Origin of the sequence: Aurantiacibacter spongiae, from assembly GCF_003815535.1 — a bacterium.
Taxonomy (GTDB): domain Bacteria; phylum Pseudomonadota; class Alphaproteobacteria; order Sphingomonadales; family Sphingomonadaceae; genus Alteraurantiacibacter; species Alteraurantiacibacter spongiae.
This window is the reverse complement of sequence record NZ_RPFZ01000001.1, coordinates 2086594-2112100: the sequence shown is the minus strand read 5'-3', so window position 1 is coordinate 2112100 and position 25507 is coordinate 2086594. Positions and strand designations below refer to the sequence as shown.

21 protein-coding genes, 1 tRNA gene and 1 pseudogene are annotated in these 25507 nt (G+C 64.5%); 13 read left to right on the top strand and 10 right to left on the bottom strand.

Annotation, left to right across the window (positions count from 1 at the left end):
* Positions 1–14: 14 nt before the first annotated feature.
* The 4 genes and pseudogenes from EG799_RS14235 to EG799_RS10245 all read right to left on the bottom strand — a co-directional run.
* A pseudogene (locus EG799_RS14235) lies at positions 15–452 on the bottom strand (SDR family oxidoreductase); the annotation flags it as partial.
* An 18-nt stretch (positions 453–470) separates the two neighbouring features.
* The gene (locus EG799_RS14230; RefSeq protein WP_234029118.1) at positions 471–767 is read right to left on the bottom strand and encodes an SDR family oxidoreductase; all 297 of its coding nucleotides are present in this window, start codon (positions 765–767) and stop codon (positions 471–473) included.
* On the bottom strand, positions 764–2005 hold the full coding sequence (locus tag EG799_RS10250; RefSeq protein ID WP_181950895.1) for a dihydroorotase: 1242 nt from the start codon (positions 2003–2005) through the stop codon (positions 764–766). The genes EG799_RS14230 and EG799_RS10250 overlap by 4 nt, the downstream gene beginning before the upstream one ends.
* Positions 1996–3027: an aspartate carbamoyltransferase catalytic subunit gene (locus EG799_RS10245; protein ID WP_123880882.1), complete on the bottom strand. Its 1032-nt coding sequence runs from the start codon at positions 3025–3027 to the stop codon at positions 1996–1998. Before EG799_RS10245 ends, EG799_RS10250 begins: the two co-directional genes overlap by 10 nt.
* A gap of 113 nt (positions 3028–3140) precedes the next feature.
* Between EG799_RS10245 and sppA the strand changes: the two genes are divergently transcribed.
* The 4 genes from sppA to EG799_RS10225 all read left to right on the top strand — a co-directional run bounded on the left by sppA (position 3141) and on the right by EG799_RS10225 (position 7628).
* A complete protein-coding gene (gene sppA / locus EG799_RS10240) occupies positions 3141–5042 on the top strand; it encodes a signal peptide peptidase SppA (protein WP_123880880.1) in 1902 nt (633 codons plus the stop codon).
* 90 nt (positions 5043–5132) lie between these two features.
* A tRNA-Val gene (locus tag EG799_RS10235) sits at positions 5133–5207 on the top strand.
* Positions 5208–5282: 75 nt separating this feature from the next.
* Positions 5283–6119 carry a S1/P1 nuclease gene (locus EG799_RS10230; RefSeq protein WP_123880878.1) on the top strand — a complete coding sequence of 279 codons (837 nt, stop codon included), beginning with the start codon at positions 5283–5285 and terminating at the stop codon, positions 6117–6119.
* 54 nt (positions 6120–6173) lie between these two features.
* Positions 6174–7628 (top strand): AMP nucleosidase, encoded by a 1455-nt coding sequence (locus EG799_RS10225; protein WP_123880876.1) that lies wholly within the window; start codon positions 6174–6176, stop codon positions 7626–7628.
* Here the strand turns inward: EG799_RS10225 and EG799_RS10220 are convergent.
* The 4 genes from EG799_RS10220 to EG799_RS10205 form a co-directional block, all read right to left on the bottom strand.
* Positions 7625–9325, bottom strand: a complete 1701-nt coding sequence (locus EG799_RS10220; protein ID WP_123880874.1) for a bifunctional metallophosphatase/5'-nucleotidase — start codon at positions 9323–9325, stop codon at positions 7625–7627. The two genes, EG799_RS10225 and EG799_RS10220, sit on opposite strands and share 4 nt — an antisense overlap.
* Positions 9326–9394: 69 nt before the next feature.
* Entirely contained in the window at positions 9395–11875 is a 2481-nt protein-coding gene (locus tag EG799_RS10215) for a TonB-dependent receptor (protein WP_123880872.1), read from the bottom strand.
* 236 nt (positions 11876–12111) lie between these two features.
* Positions 12112–13035 carry an isopenicillin N synthase family dioxygenase gene (locus tag EG799_RS10210; protein ID WP_123880870.1) on the bottom strand — a complete coding sequence of 308 codons (924 nt, stop codon included), beginning with the start codon at positions 13033–13035 and terminating at the stop codon, positions 12112–12114.
* Positions 13036–13046: 11 nt separating this feature from the next.
* A complete protein-coding gene (locus EG799_RS10205) occupies positions 13047–14369 on the bottom strand; it encodes a NupC/NupG family nucleoside CNT transporter (protein WP_123880868.1) in 1323 nt (440 codons plus the stop codon).
* 131 nt (positions 14370–14500) lie between these two features.
* On the opposite strand from EG799_RS10205, the gene EG799_RS14020 reads away from it, so the two are divergent.
* Together EG799_RS14020 and EG799_RS14015 are read left to right on the top strand one after the other, a co-directional pair.
* Positions 14501–15166, top strand: a complete 666-nt coding sequence (locus EG799_RS14020; protein WP_158611061.1) for a queuosine precursor transporter — start codon at positions 14501–14503, stop codon at positions 15164–15166.
* Complete coding sequence (locus EG799_RS14015) at positions 15163–15585, top strand: cytidine deaminase (RefSeq protein WP_158611060.1); 423 nt, start codon at positions 15163–15165, stop codon at positions 15583–15585. Before EG799_RS14020 ends, EG799_RS14015 begins: the two co-directional genes overlap by 4 nt.
* On the opposite strand, the gene EG799_RS10195 is transcribed toward EG799_RS14015, so the two are convergent.
* Positions 15582–16874 (bottom strand): sulfotransferase family protein, encoded by a 1293-nt coding sequence (locus EG799_RS10195; RefSeq protein ID WP_234029117.1) that lies wholly within the window; start codon positions 16872–16874, stop codon positions 15582–15584. The genes EG799_RS14015 and EG799_RS10195 overlap by 4 nt on opposite strands.
* Before the next feature lie 114 nt (positions 16875–16988).
* On the opposite strand from EG799_RS10195, the gene serS reads away from it, so the two are divergent.
* Genes serS through EG799_RS10180 form a run of 3 tightly spaced genes read left to right on the top strand, consistent with a single transcriptional unit; the run spans position 16989 to position 20134 of the window.
* On the top strand, positions 16989–18272 hold the full coding sequence (gene serS / locus EG799_RS10190) for a serine--tRNA ligase (protein ID WP_123880866.1): 1284 nt from the start codon (positions 16989–16991) through the stop codon (positions 18270–18272).
* Entirely contained in the window at positions 18272–19027 is a 756-nt protein-coding gene (gene surE / locus EG799_RS10185; RefSeq protein ID WP_123880863.1) for a 5'/3'-nucleotidase SurE, read from the top strand. The genes serS and surE overlap by 1 nt, the downstream gene beginning before the upstream one ends.
* A 15-nt stretch (positions 19028–19042) precedes the next feature.
* Positions 19043–20134 (top strand): potassium channel family protein, encoded by a 1092-nt coding sequence (locus EG799_RS10180; RefSeq protein WP_123880861.1) that lies wholly within the window; start codon positions 19043–19045, stop codon positions 20132–20134.
* Between the two features lie 15 nt (positions 20135–20149).
* Here the strand turns inward: EG799_RS10180 and EG799_RS10175 are convergent, their stop codons facing one another.
* Positions 20150–20521 (bottom strand): DUF1761 domain-containing protein, encoded by a 372-nt coding sequence (locus EG799_RS10175; RefSeq protein ID WP_407641226.1) that lies wholly within the window; start codon positions 20519–20521, stop codon positions 20150–20152.
* A gap of 50 nt (positions 20522–20571) precedes the next feature.
* On the opposite strand from EG799_RS10175, the gene rimO reads away from it, so the two are divergent.
* From rimO to EG799_RS10155, 4 genes are all read left to right on the top strand, one after another.
* The gene (gene rimO / locus EG799_RS10170; RefSeq protein WP_123880857.1) at positions 20572–21945 is read left to right on the top strand and encodes a 30S ribosomal protein S12 methylthiotransferase RimO; all 1374 of its coding nucleotides are present in this window, start codon (positions 20572–20574) and stop codon (positions 21943–21945) included.
* 688 nt (positions 21946–22633) lie between these two features.
* Positions 22634–24247, top strand: coding sequence for a pilus assembly protein (locus tag EG799_RS10165; RefSeq protein ID WP_123880855.1), 1614 nt, complete (start codon positions 22634–22636; stop codon positions 24245–24247).
* Positions 24244–24855: a TadE/TadG family type IV pilus assembly protein gene (locus EG799_RS10160; protein ID WP_123880853.1), complete on the top strand. Its 612-nt coding sequence runs from the start codon at positions 24244–24246 to the stop codon at positions 24853–24855. Before EG799_RS10165 ends, EG799_RS10160 begins: the two co-directional genes overlap by 4 nt.
* The gene (locus EG799_RS10155; protein WP_123880851.1) at positions 24852–25490 is read left to right on the top strand and encodes a TadE/TadG family type IV pilus assembly protein; all 639 of its coding nucleotides are present in this window, start codon (positions 24852–24854) and stop codon (positions 25488–25490) included. Before EG799_RS10160 ends, EG799_RS10155 begins: the two co-directional genes overlap by 4 nt.
* Positions 25491–25507: the final 17 nt, after the last annotated feature.

The following is a 25507-nucleotide window of genomic DNA, read 5'->3' as shown; positions in this document are numbered from 1 at the left end:
TCAGGCCCGGGGCACTACAACGTGTATCCGCCATCGCTGACGAGAACCGTACCGGTTATCGTAGCCGCGTCATCGGAAAGCAGAAACGCGATTTGCGCAGCGACTTCCTGCGCCGTCCCGAACCGCCCGAGGGGCGTTGACGCTGCCAACGATGCGAACGCCGCCTGGCGATCGCCCCCGTATTCGGCGACCAGATCGCGAAAGAAAGCCGTTCGCTCCCATATGGGCGTGTCCACACCGCCCGGGGCAATGGCATTGACCCTTATGCCACGGCCCGCCCCCTCCTTCGCGGCAACTTTCGCCAACTGGATCACGCCCGCTTTCGACGCACCGTAAGCGGCAGTACCGGCTTCTGCCTTCAGCCCGCTTGCCGAGGCCGTGCAGACGTTGGCCGCGCCGTCCCGAGCCATTCGCATGACCGAGCGAAGCGAGAGGAACATGCCATCCAGGTTGGCGCGTAGTGTTCCGCGTCAGTCTGCAAAAGACAGGTCAACAATGTGCGAGCCGGTAGAAACGCCCGCGTCGCGCAAAGCATAGTCGAGCGATCCCGCGCCCGAATTCTCCAGTTCGTGCCACAAACCCTGATCAGCTACGTCACCGACAAGCCATTCGACATGGCAATCGGTCGTCAGCGGACCGGGGCTTCCAGATTCCCGATCGACCAGGATAAGCTTTTCGATGCCCCGTTCGGCGAGCAGTCGTGTGCATGCCGCGCCGATGCCCAAAGCGGCGCCTGTAACGATGCAGGTTTTCCCTGAGAAACTCACAGGGCGATTTCCACTCCACCTTTCCAGAGCGCCTTCACCCTGCCCTGAACGGGTTGTCGATCGAACGGTGTATTCCCGGCGGCCGCCTCCATCTTGCGCGAATCGACGACCCAAGGCTCCTCGGGGTCGATCAAGGCAAAGTCGGCCGCGAACCCGCCGCGCAGTTCGCCGGCCTTCACTCCAAGAAGATCCGCGGGATTGCGCGCCAAAAGGTCGAAGGCGCGAGCCATGTCGATCACGCCGTCGCGCACGAGTGTCAACGTCATGGCGAGCAGGGTCTCGGCCCCCGCCATCCCCGGCGCGGCGTCCGCGAAGGGGAGGTTCTTGTCCTCCGGCCCCCGGGGGTCATGGCCCGAGGCGATGACGTCTATCGTCGCATCGGCGATGGCTTCGACCACGGCGCGCCGGTCCTCTTCGGAACGAAGCGGTGGCGAGAGCCGTGCGAAGGTGCGAAAATCCTGCAAGGCGAGGTCAGAAAGCATGAAATGAGCGGGTGTGACACCTGCTGTAATAGCGACCCCTCGCGCCTTCGCTTCGCGCACCAGAGCGAGGCCTCCGCGCGTCGTCACCTGCCTTGCATGAATACGGGCCCCGGTCATTTCGGCCAGCGCGATATCCCGAGCGAGCGCAAGACTTTCCGCCTCGCTCGGCGCACTCGGCAAGCCGAGACGGGTCGCCATTTCTCCCGCAGTAGCGGCCGCCCGGCCCGAAAGGCCTGTATCCTCTGAATGGGTGACCACGACCAGATCGAGCATCGCGGCATATTGCAGCAGCCGCAGCATGACGCCGCTGTCGGCGATCCAATGCCGTCCCGTGGCGACTGCGCGAGCGCCGGCATCCTGCATCAGAGCCAGTTCGGCCAGTTGACGTCCTTCGAGCCCAACGCTGGCCGCCGCGAGTGGATGAACCCAGAGACCCGGCTTGCCGCTTTGTGCTTCGAACCGCACGCGAGCCGGATGATCGAGCGGCGGGGTCATGTCGGGCATCAGGCCAGCACGGGTAATTCCGCCAAAATGAAACGCCGGCTTGTCGATAGCGAACACCCCGAGATCGACGAGACCCGGTGCAAGCAACCGACCGCGCGCGTCGACGATCCTGTCGCCGTCCAGGGGGCCTGTGGAAGCGCCGAAATCCTCGATGCCGTCTCCCGCACAACGGAGCGCCCCCTCGACAATGCCGGCCGGGGTAACGACCTGCGCATTGACAATCGACAGCGTGGGCTCGGCGGTCAAACCCATTCCGCATCGCCCCATCCGGAGATTCCGCGAGCTCGCCGCGTCAGAATGTCGAGGCAGGCCATGCGAACGGCTACGCCCATCTCGACCTGCCGGGTGATGATGGCACGGTCCTCCATGTCGGCCACAGCACTGTCGATCTCGACCCCGCGGTTCATCGGCCCGGGATGCATAACGATCGCCCCAGGCGCAGCAAGCGTCAGACGTTCGGGCGTCAGACCGTAGAGGTGGTGATATTCGCGGGGCGAGGGAATGAATTGCCCGTCCATCCGTTCGTTCTGAAGACGCAGCATCATGACCACGTCCGCACCGCAGAGAGCGTCGTCGAAGCGATGATGGAGTTCGACTTCCATGCGATCGATCCCCGAAGGCATCAGCGAGGGAGGAGCGCACAGCCGAACGCTGGCACCGAGCGCATGCAGACACAGGATATTGGACCGGGCAACACGGCTGTGCAGGATGTCGCCGCAAATCACCACCTTCAGCCCGGTGAAATCGTCTGCCGCGTTCCCCTGCTCCCGCAATCTGGACCGCAGAGCCAGGGCGTCCAGCAACGCCTGCGTCGGATGCTCGTGACTGCCGTCTCCGGCATTGAGAACAGGACAATAGACCTTCCCCGCTATAAGGCCCACCGCCCCGCTGGATCCGTGGCGGATGACGATGGCATCGGCGCGCATGGCGTTGAGCGTCATCGCCGTGTCGATGAGCGTTTCGCCCTTCTTCACGCTGGACTGCGCTGCGTGCATGTTGATCACATCGGCCCCGAGCCTTTTTCCGGCGATCTCGAAACTGAGCAGGGTGCGCGTCGAATTTTCGAAAAAGGCGTTGATGATCGTGAGGCCAGCAAGGCTGTCCGAATGCTTGGCCGCCTGCCGGTTGAAGGCTACATACTGTTCGGCCTCGTCGAGAAGATAGAGGATCTCGTGTCGCTCGAGTTCGCTGATAGCGATGAGGTCGCGGTGCGGAAAGGCACGCTTGCCCGCCGGATAGCGGCCACTCGATGAGGGGTCTTGCGCCGATGTCATTAAAGCCACGCCACTAACGGACCACCGATCATCGCTCAAGCGCTTATCTCTTTCGCTTGAAGCAGCGAGGCCGTAAGCGGGAAACCGCACGGCTACACTCTCGGGATATGAATATGGGTTTCGCTCGCAAGGTCTGGCGTTTGCTGGTCGGCATCAAGGATGCGCTGGCGCTGATACTGCTGTTGCTGTTCTTCACCGCGTTGTTCACGGTGCTGAGCGCGCGTCCCAATCCCGGCATAGTGCGAGAAGGCGCGCTTCTCCTCGACCTCAACGGCACGGTGGTGGAAGAAGTCGCGCCCATCGATCCCCTTTCCGCGATCCTGTCGCAATCGGTGCCGGTGCGCGAGTACGCGGCGCGTGACCTGGTGCATGCCATCGATGCTGGCGCGAGCGACGACCGGATCGGCGCTTTGGCGCTTGACCTGTCGACCTTTCTGGGCGGCGGCGCCGTCCACATGGCGGAAATTGCCGATGCCATCGATCGGTTCCGCGAAACCGGGAAGCCCGTTTATACCTACGGTATAGCCTATAGCGACGATGCCATGGCGCTCGCCGCCCATGCTGACGAGATCTGGATCGATCCGTTCGGCGGGGTCGCCGTTACGGGGCCGGGCGGCGAGAACCTCTATTACAAGGGCGCTCTCGATCGCTTCAACGTGAAGGCCAACGTCTATCGCGTGGGTACGTACAAGAGTGCGGTCGAACCGTTTACCGAGACGAACATGTCCGAACCGGCGCGGGAGAACCTGTCGCAGCTCTACGCGACCCTGTGGCAGGAATGGCGCGCGGGGGTGAACCGCGCGCGTCCCGAAGCGAACATCGATCTCGTGACGAGCGACATCGATAGCTGGCTTTCGGCATCGAACAACGATCTGGCCGAAGCGGCACTGGCCGCTGGTCTTGCGGACCGGATCGGCACGCGTGCCGAATGGGGCGAACGGATCGCACAGGTCGTCGGTGCTGACGAATGGTCGAACGAACCGGGCAGCTTCAATGCCACCGGGTTCGATCCGTGGATTGCCGATATCGACGATGATCTCGAGTTCGGGAAGGAAGGCAAAGTAGGCGTTATCACAGTGGCGGGCGAGATATCGGACGGCGACGACGGTCCGGGATCGGCCGGAGCGGCGCGGATCGAGCGATTGCTGAACGACGCTCTGGACGACGATCTGGACGCTCTTGTCGTTCGGGTCGATTCGCCCGGCGGAACGGTCACGGGTTCAGAAACCATCCGGCGCGCTGTCATGCGACATCGCAAAGCGGGCGTTCCCGTGGCGGTTTCGATGGGCAATTATGCCGCAAGCGGCGGATACTGGGTGTCCACAGCCGGGCAACGCATCTTCGCCGAACCTCAGACGCTTACCGGTTCAATCGGGGTTTTCGCGGTGCTGCCCAGCTTCGAGGGTCTGCTCGCCGATTACGGTATCAACAGTGACGGAGTGCGAACCACCGGTCTTTCGGGCCAGCCCGACCTGCTGGCCGGCTTCACGCCCGAAGTCGATACCGTGCTGCAAGCCGGCGTCACGAGCGTATATGGCAAGTTCCTCGCGCTCGTGGCCCAGTCGCGCAACATTACGCCAGAACGCGCCGACGAGCTTGGCCAGGGCCGCGTGTGGGACGGCGGTGCGGCGCGCCAGCTAGGGCTGGTCGATCAGTTCGGCGATCTTGATGCGGCTATCTCCTGGGCAGCCAAGGAGGCCGAACTCGGCGGGGATAGCTACGACGTAGTCTACCTGGGCGAGGACGCCGAGCCGTTCGGCTCGATCTTCGCTCGTATGCTTGCGGACGATGAGAACGCGAGAGGATCGAGCGACATGACGGGTTTCCTGGCCCGGCGAGAGACTGCACGGCTTAGGCGGGTCGTGGCCGATTTCGACCGATTCATGGCGGTGGAAGGCATGCAGGCGCGCTGCCTTGAATGCGCCGCCTTCCCCGCCGCCTCCTCGCCTGCCGGCGGATCGTCCGGGCCGGTCGGATGGCGGAACCTTTTCGACCTCTTCGCCGCCTTTCGATAAGACAGACGCGACGGCATCTTGTCAGGCGGGGCCACCCGTGGCAAACGCCCGCCCCTGCCAAGAATCGCCCGAGCGGCGAGCATATCCGGCGGGCGCGTAGCTCAGTGGTAGAGCACACCCTTCACACGGGTGGGGTCGCAAGTTCAATCCTTGCCGCGCCCACCATTCTTCCGTCCGACCGGTCGTTGCTCGGATACGCAGGTCACGTTTATGCCATATAACCGGATTACCCGCGCCGCCATGATCAGACCCCTCGCTGTCGCGCTTGTCGCCATTTCCGCTCTCGTCGCCCGGCCCGCCCTTGCCTGGGGGCCGATCGGTCACCGTGTCACGGCAACCATCGCGCAGGACAATATCAACGGAAACACCCGTGCCCAGATCGCCATGATCCTCGGCGAGGAGGGGCTGGCGGAGGCCAGCACGTGGCCCGACGAGGAACGGTCCAATCCCGATCCCTTCTGGCAGGAAACCGCCTCCCCCTATCATTATGTGACCCTGCCGGAAGGGCGTACGGTCGACATGCTCGAGCACCCTCCCGAGGGTGACGCCGTAACCGCTCTCGAACGCTTTACCGCAACGCTGCGCGATCCGGAAGCCAGCAAGCAGGACAAGGCGCGGGCGTTGCGCTTCGTGGTTCACATTGTTTCCGATCTTCACATGCCGCTTCACGCCGGCAACGGAACGGACCGCGGCGGCAACGACTTCATCGTCAGCTGGTTCGACGAGCCGACCAACTTGCACTGGGTATGGGACGAGGGGATGCTTCGTCGGCAACAGCTCTCCTTTTCCGAATACGCGGACCGGCTGGAGCGACACATCTCTCCGGAACAGGCGGTTGCGTGGTGGGACTACGATCCGGCGGACTGGATCGCCGAAAGCGTCGCCCTGCGCGACCGCATCTACCCGATGACAGGTACGGAAGAAGACGTAGGCATGGGGACGCAGGAATCGCCCGCGATTCTCTCCTACCATTATCAGTGGGAATGGGTCGGGACGGCCGAGCAACGCCTCGCGCAATCGGGTATCCGCCTCGCCGCCTATCTCGACCATGTCTTCGCCCAGCCATCCGACAGGTGATTTCGCCGATCCGGCGATGGTAATTCGCCGCGGATTGCGCCAGAGGGCGGGTGCATGACAACGACAGTCGACGATATCGACGGCATCCTCGATGATCTGGAAGCCATATACGACCGCTCTCGCGCGAACCTGGTGGAGGCGCTTGCCGCCTTCGCGGACGATCGCACCCCGCCCGATCCAGACGCGCGCCACTCCGGTGCCTTTGCCTATCCCGCCCTCACCTTGCGCTACGCGGACGAGGCACCTGCTTCGCATCCCCCTCGCTCCTATGCGCGTCTGAACGCACCGGGCACATATCGCAGCTCCTTTGCCGATCCGGCCCTGTTCCGCCCGTACCTGCGGGAGCAACTTGAGCACATCGTACGCGATTACCGGGTCGATGTTCGCGTCGAGCGATCGGCTGACGAGATGCCGTATCAGTACGTGCTGGACGGGTCGGGGATCGCCTTGCAGGAGGTCGGCAGTGCGGAACTGACGCGCCACTTCCCCTCCTCCGACCTGGTCAAGATCGGGGACGAGGTGGCCGACGGCACATGGATCGGCGGGAACGACGATGTCCGTCCGCTGGCGCTGTTCGACGCGCTCCGAACCGATTTCAGCCTTGCCCGTTTACGACATTACACCGGTACGCCAGCACGCCACTTCCAACGCTACGTGCTGTTCACCAACTACATCCGCTATGTCGAGGAATTCGTCGATTTCGCGCTCAATGCGCTCGACGACAGGGATAGCGGCTATGTCGGGCTGTCGGTACCGGGCGCCAAGCTTACGCGAGAGGATCTGGCAGACGCCAAGGCGCAGATCGCCGCAGGAACCTGGCGCAAGCACCAGATGCCCGCCTATCACCTGATGGCCAGGGACGGGACCGGTATCACGCTCGTCAATATTGGCGTCGGTCCATCCAACGCCAAGACAATCTGCGATCATATCGCCGTCCTTCGTCCCGAAGTGTGGCTGATGATCGGACACTGCGGCGGGTTGCGACCCAGCCAGACGATCGGTGACTACGTGCTGGCGCACGCCTATCTGCGTGATGACAACGTTCTCGATTCCGCCATTCCGCCCGAGATACCGATTCCCCCCATTGCCGAAGTACAGACTGCGATGTTCGGGGCGGCCAGAACGGTGACGGGAGACAGCGAGGAGACGCTGAAGGGGCGGTTGCGGACGGGAACGGTCGTGACCACCGACGATCGCAACTGGGAACTGCACTTCACCCGCTCCGCGCTGCGCTTCAACCAGAGCCGGGCGGTCGCCATCGACATGGAGAGCGCGACAGTCGCCGCGCAAGGCTATCGCTTCCGCGTTCCTTACGGCACGCTTCTATGCGTTTCGGACAAACCGTTGCACGGCGAGATCAAGCTGCCGGGTCAGGCCAACAGCTTCTACGAACGCTCGGTCAGCCAACATCTGCGCATCGGAATCGAAACGCTCGCAATGCTCAATCGCGAGGGCGACGACTTCCACAGTCGCAAACTGCGCAGTTTCGACGAGCCGCCGCTGCGCTAGTCGAGCGCAGTCGCGCGTCTAACCCGTCCGCAGACCGGCACCGAGGCCTTTCCCCCAGCGACATAGGCTTCGAGTGCGTCGACGTCGAAGCCGGCGTTGAGCAATTGCTCGGCCTCGCCGAACTTGCCGAAGCCGTCGCCCCCGCCGGTAAGGAAGCTGTTGGTGGCAATGCGGTACGTGCGTGCCGGATCGATAGCTTCCCCGTCCAACGCGATGCTGACGGCCCGCTGCCCTACCGGCGCGTCGAGATCGGCGACGTAACGCATGTTTCCGGACGGTGTCAGTACGGACTGGCAGATCTTCGCCGGTCCGTTATCGCAGAATTGCTGTTCCAGCAGCGCCCTGAGGTTCGTGCCCGTCATCTCGACGACCATGATGGCATTGCCGAACGGAGCCATCGCGGCGATCTCGCCGTAGGTGAGCAAACCATCTTCCGCTCCCGAAAGGTCGGTGCGCACGCCGCCCGAATTGACGAAAGCGACATCGACCGGTTCCTCGCTGGCCGCGCGTGCCGCTGCGAGATAGGCGTCGGCGACGAAATCCTGTGCCGGCTTGTCGATACAGTCCTCGCCGCGCTCGGCGCTGACATCGATCGGGCCCACCGCACGGTCCGCGACGGGTGCTGCGGCGGCGACATAGCGGCGCACGATCGCATCGGCGGCAGCGTTTCGTCCCGCGCTTTCTTCCACCGGGACGTTGCGTGCGTCGAGGGCGATCACGCGGCCCGTGGCCGCATCCACGTCCATCTCGATATCGGTGACGAACGAGCCGTAGCGGCCGGCCGAAGTCAGCAGAACTTGTTCCCCGGCAGCGGTGGGAACGCGGCACACATACGCCTGGTGTGTATGGCCCGATACAACCAGCGCGATTGACGCATCGAGCCGCTCAACGATGGGAACGACGGCCCCCGACAGGCCGGGGCAGCCGGTCAGATTGTAGCGCGGATCGACATCGGCCCCTTCGTGCAGCAGCAGTACGACCGTGTCCGCGCCGGCGCTGCGCAACTCCCGGGCCAGGCGGTTCGCAGTCTCCGCCTCGTCCAGGAAGCGATACCCTTCGGTAGCGGAATCAGCGACGAGATTGGGCGTGCCCTGCAGGGTCAGGCCGATGAAGCCGATCCGCGCGCCGCCTATGTCGCGGATCGCGGTACCGGGAAACACCGTGGTCCCGGCCTCGTCGACGACGTTTCCGGCGAGATAGGTGAAGCCGGCGCCGGCGAAGGGTTCGACCGCGCAAGGCTGGCGCCGCGTATGGGTTTCGCAACCACCGTCCTGCATTCTCCGCAATTCGGCGATGCCCCGGTCGAATTCGTGATTGCCCACCGAGGCAAGGTCGAGTCCGATCTCGGAAAGGACGCGCACGGTCGGTTCGTCGAGAAACAGCGCCGAAGCGAGCGGGCTTGCGCCGATCAGGTCGCCCGCGGCGACCGTGATCGTGTCCTCGCTACGCAGATTGTCCAGCGTCGCGCCGAGCGCGGCCGCCCCGCCGAGGCGCACGCTGCGTTCGGTGCCGTTTTCAAGGAATCGGGTTTCGCCGGAGGGCGTTTCGAGATTGCCGTGAAAATCGTTGATCGCGAGTATCTGCACATGCGTCGACGAGGTCTCGACCGGTAAGGAGGCGCAGGCGGCAAGCGCGGAAGCGATCAGCAGGCAAAGCGCGCTACGAAGTTGGTGAAGCGACACGAGGGTTTCTCTCATCGAACAGAAAAGGGCGGCGGCATCTGACTGATGCCGCCGCCCCTTTCGTTTGGCAATCGCCGCTCTCGATTAGTAGCCGAGAATCAACGAGACGCTGGCGGCACGCGGTGCGCCGATCTGCGCGAACGGGAAGCCGTCCAGCGAACCACCGAAATACCCGATGTAGTATTCATCGAAGATGTTGGTGACGTTGAACTGAACCGCGGCGTTGGTGCCGTTGGCGAGCTCGGCGAGGCCGATGCGCAGGTCGAGGTCGACCAGCGTGTAGGACGGCGCCTTGTCGGTGTTGAGGTCGTTGATGAAGCGCGGTCCGGTCTGCTTCACCTGAACACCGAGCTCGGCCGGGCCGAAGGCAACCTGTCCGCGGCCACCGAAGCTGTATTCCGGCGTACCGGATTCGCGGTTTCCGGCGGTGGCGAGGAAGCCGTCCTCCGTCTCCACGTCGTCCTGGATTTCGGATTCGTTGAGCGACCCGAAAACATAGAGCAGCGTGTTGTTCGTGGGACGGTAGGCGATCGAGCCATCCACGCCATACTTGTCGACGCGGCCGAGGTTACGGAACACGACGGCGCCTTCGCCGTTGCGGGCCGTCGGATCGAAGGCCGAAGCCAGACGGTTGTCGTACTGCGTGTACCAGCCGGTCAGCTGGGCCTGGATACGGCCGTTGGTGTAACGCAGGCCGGCATCGAAGCTGTCGGTCGTCTCCGGAACCGGGCGAGCGCGCTGGTCCTCCGCGATGTAGAGCGAATCGTACAGCGGATCGGTGCCGGGAACCGACAAGCCCTTGGCGTAGTTGCCGAAGGCCGACATCGCGCTACCGAACTCGTAAGTGAAGCCGATGTTGGGAAGCAGCTTGTTGTAGTCGTAGGTCCGCGAAACCGGCGGCACGTAGTCGGGGTTATCCGCTTCGTACTGCGTCAGATCCTGTCCGGGTGCCGGGCAATCGACGTAGCCATTGTCCGACGTGGTGTAGCAATACTGGTTCAGCTCGCGCGTGAAGAACGGCGCGCGCAGACCCAGAACGGTCGTCAGGTTGCCGAAATGGCCGGCATATTCCGCCGAAACCTGGTTGAGGATGGCGTAGGACAGACGATCGCGCTTGTTGACCTCGTTGCCATAGACATCGAGCAGCGGTGCATCGATCGCGAACACGTCCACCGGCTCGCCATTGGCAAGCATCGCGGCAATCTGCCCGGTCTGGCGGTGACGGGCATGATCGAGCGTATAGGCGATACGGGCCCGGTGATCGGCGTTGAAGTCGTAGATCAGGTTCGCGACGATGCCGTACCGATCGGTCGTGGTCTGGCTCGGGTCGTTGCCGGCGATGCGATCCTGCATGTCACCATCGCCGTTCAGGTCACGACCGAAATAGTAGCCGCCGTTGAACGCCCCGGTCAGACCGTCGAAGAAGCCTTCGCGCAGATCGTCGGGTCCGCCGCCATTCGCCTTCACGTACTGATAGGACGGATCGAAGGTGAAGGTGAGGTTGTCGGTGATCGAGAACAGCGACGCCAGGCGGATATTGCCCGTATCGGACGGGTTGTATCGACGGTAGAAGGCCGCGCCGCACCCGTTGTAGTCGTCGTAGCGCTCGGATACGTCCGGATCGCCGCCACCCCCGACGATGGTGCTGGAATCGATGGTGCAGGGGTATTCGCCGCTGCCCTGGTAGAGCGTGAAGCGATCTTCCTTGTTCAGGTCGCCATCGTAGAATGCGAGCAGATCGGACAGGCTTTCGGAACCGGCGAAATTGTTGCGGTTCTTGTTGAAGTGGCCGGTGATGGACACGAAATCGCCGTTCGTGCCGATGTCCTGCCAGACGCGGGCATTGTACTGCGTCTTCCGGATCTGGCCGTACGGGTTGTAGGGCACGCCGTAGGTTGTGTAGCTTACCGCACCGAAGGCCTTCAGGCCGTGACCGGTGATGTCGCCGGTATCGACCATGCCGAACACACGGTAATAGGCGGTGTCCTCGGCCCCGTCGGCCAGGATATCGCCATAGGTTCCGGTCGCGGTGATGGCGGCGAAGTCACTCGGCTCGCGTGTGCGGATGTTGATGGTGCCACCGGCAGCCGAGGCGGTCGGGCTATCGACGTCGGTGCTGCCGAGGTTCACGCTGACCGAGGACAGCACCTCGGGGTCGACCTGCTGGTTGGTGTAGAGCGCGTAGTTGCCGCTATCGTTCAGCGGCAGGCCGTCCAGCGTCTGGGAGACGCGATCGGAGCTGAAGCCGCGCACGGTGAAGCCGCCGCCCGAAGAGCCCCAGGGGTCGTTGTTCTGGAAGCTGACGCCGGGGACCAGGTTGACGATGTCGTTGACCGTCTGACCCGGACGCTGACGTCGGATGATCTCTTCGCCGAGAACCTGCTTGGCCTTCGGCGTTTCAGGAATCTCCACCCCGCCGACGTCACGGTTCAGCGCGCCGGTCACGATGATCGTGCCTTCCTCGAAATCGGTCGAACCGGTCGACTGAGCAAAGGCGGTTGCCGGCATGATGGCAGCTGTCGCAACGGTCGCGAAGCTGGTGGCGAGCAGATAACGGAATTTCATCGCGGAAGTGACCCCTAGGTGAGAAAGTTCGGATGTTCTGAATTGCGCCGTGTTCGGCTACGGCGTCGCGCTAAGACGATTTCTGTGACCGTTGAAAGTCATCGCCGGTCTTTTTTCCTCATGGGGCCCGCAAAAAGGTTCCGCGTCGAAACGAAAATCGCGCGCTGTTGCTGCACTGCAACACAAATGGCACTTTTGTTGGGTTCGGCAGGGTCGTCCCGCCCTCCATGCGCGAATCAGGCGAGACCGATTTCGCGCAGGCGCTGCTGGAGGAAATCGTGCGCCGTGATGGGTTCCGGCGCCTGTTCGCCGGGTCCGACGCATGCATCCAGCGGCTCGATCAGAAAATCGGGTCGGAAGTGCAGGAAGAACGGCATGGAATAACGCGCGTGCCGTGCTCGTTCCCCACCGGGGTTGACGACGCGGTGGGTGGTCGAACGCAGATGCGAGTTGGTCAGCCGGTCGAGCATGTCGCCGATATTGACGGCCAGCGCGCCTTCCGGCGGGGAAATCGGAAGCCAGTTGCCGTTGCGATCCAGCAGTTCGAGACCCGCTTCCTCCGCTCCCAGCAGCAGGGTGATGGTGTTGATGTCGCCATGAGCCGCGGCACGTAGCGCGCCTGCGGGCGCATCATCGGGCAGCGGCGGGTAATGCAGCAGGCGCATGACAGAATTGCCGTCCTTCACGGTCGCATCGAACCAGTCGCGCGAGAGGCCGAGATGAATGGCAATCGCACTCAAGATTCGGCGCCCCGTATCCTCGAAGGCGCCATAGAGTTCGGAGAACGTCTCGCGGAATGCCGGTATTTCGTCTGGCCAGACGTTGGGCGCCATGACCCCGGCCAGTTCGTGACCTTCGGGCAGACTGCGACCGACGTGCCAGAACTCCTTGAGGTCGTGAACCTTGGCATCCTTGGCGATTTCGGTGCCGAACGGCGTGTAGCCCCGCGCCCCGCCGCCGCCCTCGATCCGGTAGGCGCGCTTGGTCGCCTCGGGAAGCGCGAAGAATCGTCTGGCCAACTCTTCCGCGCGATCGATCAGATCCTGCGGAATGGCGTGGTCGCGCACGATGGCGAAGCCGTATTCGGCAAAGCTGCGGCCAAGCTCGTCGGCAATGTCGTTCAGCGGACGGGCGAGCGATATGGAGGCGATGTCGGACATGGCAAGCGCGTCTATACCGGCAACAGCAATCCCGCCAGAGCCGCGCTCATCAGGTTGGAGAGCGATCCGGCCGCCAGCGCCTTCAAACCCAGTCTGGCGATGACGGGGCGCTGATTGGGGGCAAGGCCGCCTGTCACCGCCATCTGAATTGCGATGGAACTGAAATTGGCAAAACCGCACAGCGCGAAGGTAACGATAGCCTGCGCCCGCGGGCTCAACGCGCCCGCGGCGATGTCGCGCAATTCGATGAAGGCCACGAATTCATTGAGAACGATCTTGGTGCCGAACAGTCCGCCCGCGAGACGGGCCTCGTCCCACGGAATGCCGATCAGGTACATGATCGGAGCGAACACCCAGCCAAGCATTCGCTGAAAGGTAAGGTCTTCCGCTCCGACCCAGCTGCCGATCCCGCCCAGTATGCCGTTGGCGAGCGCGATAAGCGCCACGAAGGTCAGCACCATCGCTCCGACCGCCACGGCCAGCTTGAGACCGGTTTGCGCGCCTTGCGCGGCGGCTTCGATGATGTTCGTCGCGCGGCCGGTTTCGTCGAAATGCTGGGCCACCTCCACTTCGTGCGGCGTCTCCGCATTCTCGGTGATCGCCGCCGGCCCTTCCGCGCTGATCCGCGTGCGCGGCAGGACCAGTTCGCCTTCGGCCTCCGGGGAGGGAGCGTCGGTGTCGGGCATGATGATCTTGGCCATCAGAATACCGCCGGGCGCCGACATGAACGCCGCTGCCAGCAGGACGGGAAGATAGCTTTCCCCGAGCAGGCCGGCGTAAGCTGCGAGGATCGTGCCGGCGACACCCGCCATGCCGACGCTCATGAGAGTGAACAGCCGCGAAGGCGCGAGCGCGGCGAGATAGGGACGCACCACCAGCGGGCTTTCGGACTGGCCGACGAAGATATTGGCCGCCGCGCCCAGCGACTCGACCTTGGAGATGCCGGTGATCCAGCCGATGGCGCCGCCCACCCAGCGTACGACGCGCTGCATGATGCCGAGGTGATAGAGAATCGACACCAGCGAGGCAAAGAACACGATCACCGGAAGCGCGCCCAGCGCAAAGGTGTTGGAAAGGGGATTGTCGGCGCTGTTGCCGAACAGGAATTGAGTCCCCTCGTCGGCATAGGAAAGCAACGCGGCAACACCATTGGCCATGGTCTGGATTACGGCAGCACCGCCATCGGTGCGCAGGACGATGGCGGCAATGGCGGCCTGCAGCAGGAACGCCGGACCGACGATGCGCAGGCTGATCTGCCGCTTCGCTCCGGACAGCAGAAAGGCGATCAGCAGGATCGCGGCGATCCCGGCAAGCGAAATGAGTTGTGGCGGCAATGCAGTTTCCCCGTCCTCGCGCGTGACGGGCTGTGTCCTTTGCCCAACGACGCACTTTATACAAACGATTCCGGTGCGTTTCCCCCAGCCGAGCCTTGCGAATCGACCGGCTGCCGCCCTAGCGAGCGTCCATGACAGACCGCACGCTTTCCGCCAGCCCGCTGCCCGTTGCCCGATCGCTGTTCGTGCTCAGCCTGCTATATGGCGGGATGACCGTCATTGCCGGGGTGCTGGCCTACAAGCAATTCGCCATCGGCCCGCTGGTGGTCGAAAGCGGAATACTCGCCTTCCTTCTGCTGGTGGTGATCTCGAGCACCGTATCGCAGCTGCACGGAAAGGCCGCCGCGGACAGGCTGGTGCTCTGGGGGTTCCTACCACTGGCCGTGTCGATTGGTCTGATCTGGCTGGTCCTGGCATTGCCGCCATCGCCCGATATGCCAAGCGAGAACATCGCCGCCTTCAGCCTCGTCCACGGGCAGACCCCGCGCATCATGGCCGCCGGACCGGTTGCCTACGGCGTATCGCTGCTGCTCAACGTGTGGATCTTCGATCGGCTGCGCGGACGCGGCGATGGCGGCGGTTTCTGGCTGATGGCCCGCGGTGCCATCGCTTCGGCCATCAGTCAGGCCGTCGATACGCTGATCTTCATCACGCTCGCCTTCTACGGCGAATTTCCGATCGGCAACCTGCTTGTCGGTCAGGCCATCGCGAAGATCGTGCTGTCCTTCGTGCTGGTGCCCTTCCTGATCGCGGGCGCGGTGGCGCTGGCCCGGCGGATGGACGGGTTGCAGTCATGAGCGCCCCGAACGCCCTGATCGACGCCGCGCGCACGGCGCGCTCAAAAGCGCACGCGCCGTATTCGCACTTCCTGGTCGGTTGCGCGGTCGAAAGCACCGACGGGCAAATCGCGGTAGGCGCGAACATGGAGAACGCCTGCTACCGTCTCGGCATCTGCGCCGAGCAGTCCGCGCTCGCCGCAGCGGCTCAGACGTTCGGCCTCGCCAATGTCAGGCGCATTCTCGTACTCGGCGGTCCGCAGGACGGTGCGGCGGACGGTTCGGCCATCGTCACCCCGTGCGGGGGATGCCGCCAGGCGATCCAGGAAGCAGCCGCGTTGTCGAACCTCGATATCGAGGTCGTGTGCTGCGACCGAAGCGGAAACAACCGGACCGTGACCACGATCGGCGAGTTGCTTCCGGCGGCATTTTCTCTCTAGCCGGTGGCCGCGTTTCGCTCGCGGCTCACGCCATAGGCGGCGATGTAGTCCGCCAGTTCGCTCGTCACCTGCCGTTGTGTCAGCCCGAACTCGGCGAGGCTGTAGCGATGGGGCTTGCGCTTCAGGGCGGCGGCACGCGCCACATAGGTCTCCATCGCTGGCCAAGCCCGCTCTATATCAAGGTCGAGGAAGTCGTAGATGCGACGCATCGCCGCGCGCCAATCCGCATCGACATCCTCGAAATGCACGTCGATACGCCGATCGGCAGGTACGAGTTCGCGCCCCTCGCGCATCCGTTCGACCTGTACGCTTACCTTGCGCAGCCATTCCTTCCCGACCTTGGCCGGATCGGCGTGATCGGAATAGATGCAGGTCTGGTTCCATGCGAGCGACGCGGAACTTGCGACAACCTGCACCGGATCGCGGTGCGTGAAGATGAACCGCGCCTGGGGGAAGACGGTCAGCAACGCGGGCAGGTCCATCATGTGCTGCGGAGTCTTCAGCACCCACGGCTTGAGCGAGCTGGCCTGCTGCGACCAGCCGACGAGTTGCAGCAACCGCGCCATTTGGCGATAGGCGGGTGCCGCGTCCTCCTGCTCGCACCAGCGACCGTATGTGGGCACGTACCACTGCGCCTCGTGCTTCATCCCCCAGAAGGAATTGACGAGCAGGCCCAGCTCCTCTTCCGGCTCCATCGGCCCGGTCGGATGAATCGACAGCGTACGAGGATTGGAGAGATTGGCGACCGTGCGGATGCGCTTCGCCAGATCGACGCGAGGATCGTGGCTGCCGGGTTCGAACCCGGGGCGCGGGACCGGACTGATCGTCTCGAAGCTGCGCATATGGGTGAAGCGTTCGTCCGCCGACAGCAGACGGTGAAGGCGGGTCGTACCCGTTCGCATCGGTCCGACGATGACTACCGGATTGCGCAAGGGCCGTGCCTCTATTTCCGGGTGTGCCGCGAACCATTGTTCGGCCCACAGGCGATCGACCAGCACCTTCTCGATCTGCTTCATCGCCACCAGCGACCCCGCATCGTGCAGGAGGGCTTCGCCCCGCAACGATTCGAGCAACTTGTCCAGCGGCCCCACGAACCACGGATCGCCAAAATCATCGGACCCGGCGATCCGCCTCGCCCGGTCCATGAGGATGTCGCGATCAAGGACCGGTTCGTCCAGCAGCCCTGTCTTCAGACCGGCTTTCGTCAACAGGTTCACCATATCCACGAAGCGGGTCCGCCGGGGAGCCTGCGTGATCGATCGGTCCAGCAATACGAATTCCTCTGACACGGCGGTAGTCACCCTCCAGCGCTCGTCCCTTTCCGATGTTCCCGCCACACCGCGCCACGGCCAGGCTCGTCGCGGGTGGACAAGCACTGGAGCGAGCGGGCATAGGCCGAGCCCATGCACGACCTGCGAACCATCCGCGACGATCCGGAAAAATTCGATGCCGCCCTTGCCGCGCGCGGGGTCGGGCAGGCCGCCAGTCGCCTGCTCGCACTGGACGAGAAACGGCGCGACATCACGACCCGATTGCAACAGGCGCAAGGGCGTCGAAACGAGGCTTCCAAGGCCATCGGCTCCGCCATGCGAGAAGGCGATACCGAGACGGCCGATGCGTTGAAGGCCGAGGTTGCCGACATAAAGGAGGAGATGCCCCAGGTCGAGGCGCGGGAGCGGGAGATCGGCGCTGCCCTCTCGAACGAGCTCGCATCGCTTCCCAACCTGCCCGCGATAGGTGTTCCGCACGGCGAGGACGAAGGTGACAACGAGGAGATCGCACGCTGGGGCAGCCCGCGCGACTTCGCCTTTTCGCCCAGGGAACATGCCGATATCGGTCCTGCGCTTGGCATGGAGTTCGAAACCGGCGCGGCGATGTCGGGCGCGCGTTTCACGTTCTTGCGTGGCGACATGGCTCGGTTGCACCGGGCGCTGGCGCAGTTCATGCTCGATCGGCAGACGCAGGACAACGGTTACACCGAATGCAACCCTCCCCTGTTGGTGCGCGACGAGGCGCTGTTCGGCACCGGTCAGTTGCCGAAATTCGCCGACGATCTGTACCGTGCCGGTGAGGATCACTGGCTGATCCCGACCGCGGAGGTGAGCCTTACGAATTCGGTACGCGATCAGATTGTCAGCGACCTGTCGCAACCGATCAGGCTCACCGCCCTCACCCCCTGCTTCCGCTCCGAGGCGGGTGCGGCCGGACGCGATACGCGCGGCTTCATACGTCAGCACCAATTCGAAAAGGTGGAGCTCGTCAGCATCTGCCGACCCGAGGACGCCGGCGCAGAACACGATCACATGGTCGCCAGCGCCGAAGGAATATTGCAGGCGCTCGATTTGCCCTACCGCAAGGTCCTGCTCTGCACCGGAGACATGGGCTTTACGGCGAAGAAGACATTCGATCTCGAAGTCTGGCTGCCCGGGCAGAACGCCTACCGCGAGATCAGTTCGATAAGCTGGTGCGGCGATTTCCAGGCGCGGCGGATGAATGCCCGATACCGGCCCGAGGACGGCGGAAAGAAGACCGCTTTCGTCCATACCCTGAACGGTTCCGGTCTCGCGGTCGGTCGTACGCTCGTGGCGGTCCTGGAAAACGGCCAGCAGGAAGACGGTTCCGTTGTCGTCCCCCCGGTCCTTTCTTCCTACATGGGCGGCCGCGAAAAGCTGGTGCCGCACGGCTGATGCGCATCCTTCTGACAAACGACGACGGTATTCACGCGCCGGGGATGGCGGTTCTCGAACGGATCGCGGCAGAGCTGGCGGACGAGGTCTGGGTCTGCGCGCCGGCCGAAGAACAGTCGGGCGCCGGCCATGCGCTGACGCTGCACAGCCCGGTACGCCTGCGCGATCATGGCGAACGGCGGTACTCCGTAACCGGCACCCCGACCGACTCCGTCAACCTCGCGTTGCGCAAGTTCTTCGCCGACAGCCGCCCGGACCTGGTGATCTCGGGGGTGAACGCCGGGGAGAACCTGGCCGACGACATTACCTATTCGGGTACGGTTTCCGCCGCGATGGAAGCTGCGCTGGCCGGCATACCGGCGGTAGCCTTGAGCCAGGCGTTTCGCGACAACGGCCGCAGCTTCGATGCGGCTGAGCGCTGGGCGGTCGAGGTACTGCGCCCTCTGCTCGACACGCCCATGGCGAGGCGCACTCTCGTCAACGTCAACTTCCCACCGCTTTCGGGCGAAGACGTGGCCGGCATCCGCATCACGCGCCAGGGCTTTCACGAATATGCGCGCGGCAGTCTGGTCGAGAACACCGACCCGCGCGGGCGGCCCTATTACTGGTTCGGGCTGGAAGAGATGGAGCATACTCTCGACCACGGCACCGATCTGGAAGCAGTCGCCGACGGCTACGTCTCGGTCACGCCGCTCCAGCTCGACCTGACCAACCACGGCGCGATCGGCGCTCTCGCCGAGCGGTACGGCGCGTGAGTAGCGCAGCCTGACATGGCGCGCTCGCACACCCGGACCGAGGCGCGCCGCGTCGGCAAGAAGCGCTTCACTCCGCTGAAACGCGCAGTCAGGCTGCCGGTCTGGGGCGATCTGGGTATCCGGCTGAGCCTGGCGCTGGGTCTGATCTTCCTCGTCGTGATGATACACTGGTGGGACCGCGATGGGCTGGTCGACAACCTCGACGGGCATGTCAGCTTCCTTGACGTGATCTACTTCACCATGATTTCCATTACCACGACCGGTTTCGGCGACATCGCCCCGATCAGCGATAGGGCAAGGCTGGTGGAGGCGGTGATCGTGACGCCGGTGCGGTTCGCCGTGCTGTTCATCTTCGTGGGCACGGCCTACAATTTCATCATCAAGCGCAGTTGGGAGAGATGGCGCATGGCCCGCATACAGGAGCAGCTCACGGATCATGTCGTCGTCCTCGGTTTCGGCGTTTCGGGATCCGAAGCCGTGGGCGAACTGATCGAACGCGGCACCGATCCCAGCTGCATCGTCGTCATGGATGGGAATGCCGAACGGCTCGAACAGGCCGAACTGCTCGGATGCAACGTGATCGAGGCCGACGCGACCCGGGACGAGAACCTCGAGGCTGTCCGCATCGCCCAGGCGCAGACCGTGCTGGTATCGGCAGGGCGCGACGATGCCTCCATCCTGATCGTGCTGACCGTCCGCCATCTCGCGCCCAATGTCCCGATCAGCGTGGTGGTGCGCGCCGCCGACAACGAACTTCTCGCGCGTCAGGCGGGCGCTGACAACGTGATCAATCCCGTGCGCTTCACCGGCCTTCTGCTGGCGGGCAGCGCGCAGGGGGCGCACATTTCCGAATACATGTCCGACCTCGCGTCGGTTTCGGGCCGGGTGCAACTTGTCGAACGCAAGGTAAAGCCAGAGGAGATCGGTCGGCCGCTGAGCGATCTCGCAACCGGGGGGCGGGGGCTGCGCATCTATCGCAACGGTGCGGCCTGCGGTTTCTGGGAGGATGAGGCCCTGTGTCTGCAGGAAGGCGACGTGGTGGTCGAGATCCTGCCGACCGACGAGCGCCCCGAACAGCCCGAAGGGGAAGACGCGCAGATCCTCTGAGGCGGCTCCTGCCTGTCAGCCGAGCGCCCAGAACGCCGCGCCCATGGCCAGGTAGGCGAGAACCCAGAAGCCGTAGTCGGCCCACGCCGCGCCCTGGGGGTATTCCCGCCTCGCGTAGGCGATGAACAGGACCGGTCCGGTGAAGGCCAGCGCCAGCCCGCCGCTCATCATCGGATACAGCCAGGGCTTGGCCGTCAGCGTCGCTTCTCCCACGCGGGCGAACATGTGCCCCATCATCGCCGCGACCAGCAGCAGCAGAGCCGCCGCCGTGGCGTGGCGCAGTGCGCCGCCGCGCACCGGCATGGCGCGTTGCCCATAGAAGGCCACGCCCAGCAGCGCGGCGACGAACCACGCGACAACGACGGCGATCCAGTTCACGGGGCCCATACACGCCCCCTAGCGCAAGCGGCGGGCGAGGTGTAGGGGCGCTCGCCATCATGGCAACGCAGATTCCGCAAGCCCCGCGTGTGGGGATGGTCAGCCTCGGCTGCCCCAAGGCACTCGTCGATTCGGAGCGTATCCTGACGCGCCTGCGCGCCGATGGCTACGCCATGAGCCCGGATTACGCCGGGGCCGACGTGGTGCTGGTGAACACGTGCGGCTTCCTCGATTCCGCCAAGGAGGAGAGCCTGGAAGCCATCGGCGAGGCGATGGCCGAGAACGGGCGCGTCATCGTGACCGGCTGCATGGGGGACGAGGCCGACGCCATTCGCGCCCGTTTCCCGCAGGTGCTCGCCATCACCGGTGCGCAGCAGTACGAGGCGGTGGTCGGTGCGGTGCACCAGGCCGCGCCGCCGGCGCAGGGGCCGTTCGTCGACCTCGTCCCGCAACCGTCGGACCAGATGGTGAAGCTGACGCCGCGTCACTACTCCTACCTCAAGATCAGCGAGGGGTGTAACCACGCCTGCGCCTTCTGCATCATCCCGCAGCTGCGCGGCAGGCTGGCGAGCCGCCGCATCGACGCGGTGCTGCGCGAGGCGGAGAAGCTGGTCGCCGCCGGCACGCGCGAGCTGCTCGTCATCAGCCAGGACACTTCGGCCTATGGCGTGGATACCCGGCACGAGAGCCGCACCTGGCACGGGCGCGAGGTGCGCGCCCACATGACCGACCTGGCGCGCGAGCTGGGCCGGCTCGACACCGGCGGCGGCACCCCGCCCTGGGTCAGGCTGCACTACGTCTATCCCTACCCCCATGTCGACCAGGTCATCCCGTTGATGGCGGAGGGGCTGCTGACCCCCTATCTCGACATCCCGTTCCAGCACGCCAGCCCCGCCGTCCTGAAGCGCATGAAGCGCCCCGCCAACGAGGCGAAGGTGCTGGAGCGGCTGCGGGCGTGGCGCGGCGTGTGCCCCGACATCGCCATCCGTTCCAGCTTCGTGGTCGGCTTCCCGGGGGAGACCGAGGACGACTTCGCCTACCTGCTCGACTGGCTGGAGGAGGCGCAGCTCGACAGGGTCGGGGCCTTCCGCTTCGAGCCGGTCGAGGGCGCCGCCGCCAACGCGCTGCCCGACCCGGTGCCCGAGGCGGTCAAGGAGGAGCGCTTCGCCCGGCTGATGGAGGTCACCGCCCGCATCAGCGCGGCCAGGCTCGCCGCCAAGGTCGGGCGCACCCTGCCCGTCATCGTGGACGAGGTGGGCGAGCCGGACGAGGACGGCGACATCGGCGCTACCGGGCGCAGCCAGGCCGACGCGCCCGAGATCGACGGGCAGGTGTTCCTGCGCGACGTGCCCGCCACGCTGGCGGCGGGCGACATCGTGCAGGCCCGCATCGAGGACGCCGACGAGCACGACCTGTTCGCCGTCCCCGCCTGAGGCCGCGCCCCCCCGCTTCCCCGCCGCTTCCCCGCCCCGCCCCCTGCAAGGTGTGACAGGTGGCACACGGTCCAGGGGCACAATTTCCGCCCCGTTACCCGGCCGCGCCGATCCGTCACGTGGCGGCGGCGAAATCGCAACCCTCGTGGCCCGGGGCGTCACCCTGCCGGCCCGGGGGCGTCACCTGCGTGAAAGGCGCGAGGCGTCACCCGTCCGGGCCTGACCCGTCACCCTTCCGGACGCGAATCGTCACCCGCCGGGAGCGCGCGCATGAGGAGGACCAGCGATGCGAAAGAGCCGATGGCGGCGCTAGGCGGCGGGGGGCGTGTAGGAAAGCCCCGCCCCCGCCCTCGGCGACCGGTTCCGGCTGCGCGGACGGTACGCCCTGCCGCCTGCAGCAATGTCCATCTCTCGTGCCCCGCAAGGTTCATCGCGCCGATTCCCCGCCCCGCGAGCCCAATCACATTATCCGATCCGTCATTCGGCGCGATGGCTAGTTCCCGCGCCCTGCAAGTCACATGCGGGTCAGATTTAATGATATGTCGCTTTCAAGACATGGTTAATTCATAAATACTTGTTCGGTTGACAGTTCTACATGTAGTAACCACTCAAATTGTTGTCATGTTTACTCGCAATTAAGGGTTCTGCCCCACCCTTCACGCTCGCCAGACACGACCTGGAGGAAGCGATGGAACAGCGGGGATTTCTTTCCCGACTACGCGAGGACAAGGCCGGCAACGTGATCGCCATCGCGGCGATCGCGTTCGTGCCGTTCGTTATCCTTATCGGCTCCGCGCTCGATCTGAGCGTCGTGTACATGACGCGGGGCAAGCTCCAGAATGCGTGCGACGCGGCCGTGCTGGCGGCGCGGCAGAAGATGGAGGGCACCGACTTCACCGACGACGTGCGCGACACCGGCGACCGCTTTTTCCGGTTCAACTTCCCCGATGGCGTCGCCGGTTCCTACGACGTGGTCTTCGATCTCGATCAGAACGAGGACGATGGCGGATTGCTGGTCGGATCGGCGAGCGCGACCATTCCGACGGCGCTGGTCAAGATCATCGGGGTGGACGAGATGGACATTGCCGTCCAGTGCGATGCCACGCGCGACATGGGGCACAACGACATCGTCCTGGTGCTCGACGTGACCGGGTCGATGGCGCAATCGCCCAGCAATGGCGGCGGCACGAAGATCGGGCGGCTGCGCGAAGGGGCGATGGGACTGTATCGGGCGCTCGACGTGGATGACGGGTCGATCACCCGCTACGGAATCGTGCCCTATTCGCACACGGTGAACGTCGCCCGCAGCCTGCAGAACCGCGACATTCTGGTGAACCAGTGGCACACCGATGGCGACTGGGACTACAAGTGGTGCGATACCGACGGGCGCTATGTCTGGAACTGCGAGGAACGCAGCAGCGACACCGAGCCGACCCAGGGACTTTACAACGGCAACCGGAAATACCTCTACGACATCCGGTTCCGCTATACCGGGCCGCTCAGCGTCCATATTAGCGATTCCACATGGAACAATGCGAACGGCCTGTATCCGGGCAACCGGCAGGGTTTCCGCACCAGCGGCGATGGCTGTATCGAGGAACGCCCGACCATCGACCCGCTGAACCCGGCGCCGAGCGGCGAATTCGTCATCCGCGACTACGTGACGCGCGCCGATATCGACGACCGCGTTCGCAACGGCAACGACGAGCCGCGCCAGTTCGGGCGCTACGATCCCGGCGTGCAGAAGGGGGAGAGCCAGTCGGGCTGTCCGTCCGAGGCGAGCAGGCTGGCGCAGTACGATTCGGAAAGCGATTTCCAGACCGCCATCAACAGCGCCACCGCCCGCGTGACCGGGGGAACCTATCACGACGTGGGGATGCTGTGGGGCACGCGGTTCGCCTCGCGCACCGGCTTCTTCGCTGGCAACAACTTCAACCAGGGCGACAACGTCACCCAGATCGATGGCATTCCGGTCAACGCCCATATCGTGTTCATGACCGACGGAATGCTGGATACCGGGGGCACGCTGTACTCGGCGCACGGCATCGAATCGCTGCAGGATCGGACCCGCGGCGACGGATCGCTGAACGATCAGCACATTGCCCGCTTCCTGAGTACCTGCGACCTCGCCCGGCAGATGGGCATCACCGTGTGGGTCATCGCCCTCGACGTGACCGATACCGATGACGTCGCGCGCTGTGCCACCAGCGAGGAGCATTTCTATACCAGCGACGGATCTGACCTGGAGGAGGTGTTCACCGCCATCGGTCAGGGCATCGGCAATCTGAGGCTGACGCGATGATCGCCCGCCGCGTCATCGGCGACGAGCGGGGCGTCACTATCGTGGAGTTCGCGATCGTCGCGCCGATTCTGCTGCTGATCCTGATCGCCGGTTTCGACCTTGGCCATCGCAGCTATGTCGGCGCGGTGTTGCAGGGCGCGGTGACGGATGCGGCGCGGCGCGCATCGGTGGAGGCACCGGCGCTGCGCGGCACGGGCGCGCTGGAGGACAGGGTGGAGACGATGATCTGGGCGCAGATCCGCCCTGTTGCCGCCAACGCGGAGCTGACCGTCACGCAATCCAACTTCTACGATTTTTCCGGCATCGGCAATCCGGAGAAGATCACCGTCGATCGCAATGATAACGGCGTTTACGACGAGGAGGAAGGCGACTGCTTTTCCGACCTCAACGAGAACGGCGAATTCGATCTCGACACCGGGCGCGACGGGCGCGGGGGGGCCAACGACGTGGTGTTCTATCAGGCCCGGCTGGAAATGGAATCGCTGTTGCCGATCGCCAGTTTCCTGGGCGGATCGAACCGGTATGCCATCGTCGCCGAAACCGCGATCCGCAACCAGCCTTGGGAAACCCAGCGCACCCCGCCCGTCGTGTGCGGAGTACCCGCATGACCGCTCGCTCGCGCAATGTCCTCTTCCGGCTTCTGCGCGACGAAGACGGTCTCGCCTTCGTCGAGTTCGCTTTCGTTGCGCCGCTGCTTCTGCTGCTGATCCTGGGCGGGCTGGAGCTGGCTTATTACGCTTTGTCGCAGATGCGGGTGAACCAGATCGCCATGACCGTCGCCGACAATGCGGGGCGCGTCGTCACCGGCATCGACGAGGCTAATGTCTACGAGGTGTTCTCCGGCGCAGAGGTGATCGGCGAGCCCATCGATTTCGAGGCCAACGGGCGCATTGTCCTGTCATCCCTTCAACCCAACGGCCAGCGCGGACGGCGCGCCGGACAGATGATCAACTGGCAGCGCTGCTGGGGCGATCTCGACGTCGATCCGGCCTATGGCGGCGAGGATACCGGGCGCAACGACGAGACGCTGGAAGATGGTATGGGATCGGCCGGCAACCGCATTACGTCCGACGAAGGGACGGCGGTGATGGTGGTCGAGGTAACCTACGACTACCAGCCGCTGATCAACGCCGACTTCATGCCGCTCAATCCCGTGATCCGCCACGAAAGCGCCTTCAACGTGCGCGGGCGGCAGAACAACAACATCACCAACAGCCAGGAGCTTTCGCGGCTCACCTGCTGAGGGTGCGCGTTTCGGCT

Bases quoted from the DNA above. Each gene is read 5' to 3' on its own strand.
- surE (WP_123880863.1), top strand. From the start codon at position 18,272: ATGCGCATCCTTCTGACAAACGACGACGGTATTCACGCGCCGGGGATG.
- EG799_RS10175 (WP_407641226.1), bottom strand. From the start codon at position 20,521: ATGGGCCCCGTGAACTGGATCGCCGTCGTTGTCGCGTGGTTCGTCGCC.
- EG799_RS14015 (WP_158611060.1), top strand. From the start codon at position 15,163: ATGAGCGCCCCGAACGCCCTGATCGACGCCGCGCGCACGGCGCGCTCA.
- EG799_RS10155 (WP_123880851.1), top strand. From the start codon at position 24,852: ATGACCGCTCGCTCGCGCAATGTCCTCTTCCGGCTTCTGCGCGACGAA.
- EG799_RS10180 (WP_123880861.1), top strand. From the start codon at position 19,043: ATGGCGCGCTCGCACACCCGGACCGAGGCGCGCCGCGTCGGCAAGAAG.
- EG799_RS10250 (WP_181950895.1), bottom strand. From the start codon at position 2,005: ATGGGTTTGACCGCCGAGCCCACGCTGTCGATTGTCAATGCGCAGGTC.
- EG799_RS10230 (WP_123880878.1), top strand. From the start codon at position 5,283: ATGATCAGACCCCTCGCTGTCGCGCTTGTCGCCATTTCCGCTCTCGTC.
- serS (WP_123880866.1), top strand. From the start codon at position 16,989: ATGCACGACCTGCGAACCATCCGCGACGATCCGGAAAAATTCGATGCC.
- EG799_RS10160 (WP_123880853.1), top strand. From the start codon at position 24,244: ATGATCGCCCGCCGCGTCATCGGCGACGAGCGGGGCGTCACTATCGTG.
- EG799_RS10165 (WP_123880855.1), top strand. From the start codon at position 22,634: ATGGAACAGCGGGGATTTCTTTCCCGACTACGCGAGGACAAGGCCGGC.
- EG799_RS10220 (WP_123880874.1), bottom strand. From the start codon at position 9,325: ATGAGAGAAACCCTCGTGTCGCTTCACCAACTTCGTAGCGCGCTTTGC.
- EG799_RS14020 (WP_158611061.1), top strand. From the start codon at position 14,501: ATGACAGACCGCACGCTTTCCGCCAGCCCGCTGCCCGTTGCCCGATCG.
- EG799_RS10245 (WP_123880882.1), bottom strand. From the start codon at position 3,027: ATGACATCGGCGCAAGACCCCTCATCGAGTGGCCGCTATCCGGCGGGC.
- EG799_RS10215 (WP_123880872.1), bottom strand. From the start codon at position 11,875: ATGAAATTCCGTTATCTGCTCGCCACCAGCTTCGCGACCGTTGCGACA.
- EG799_RS10225 (WP_123880876.1), top strand. From the start codon at position 6,174: ATGACAACGACAGTCGACGATATCGACGGCATCCTCGATGATCTGGAA.
- sppA (WP_123880880.1), top strand. From the start codon at position 3,141: ATGGGTTTCGCTCGCAAGGTCTGGCGTTTGCTGGTCGGCATCAAGGAT.
- EG799_RS10210 (WP_123880870.1), bottom strand. From the start codon at position 13,035: ATGTCCGACATCGCCTCCATATCGCTCGCCCGTCCGCTGAACGACATT.
- rimO (WP_123880857.1), top strand. From the start codon at position 20,572: ATGGCAACGCAGATTCCGCAAGCCCCGCGTGTGGGGATGGTCAGCCTC.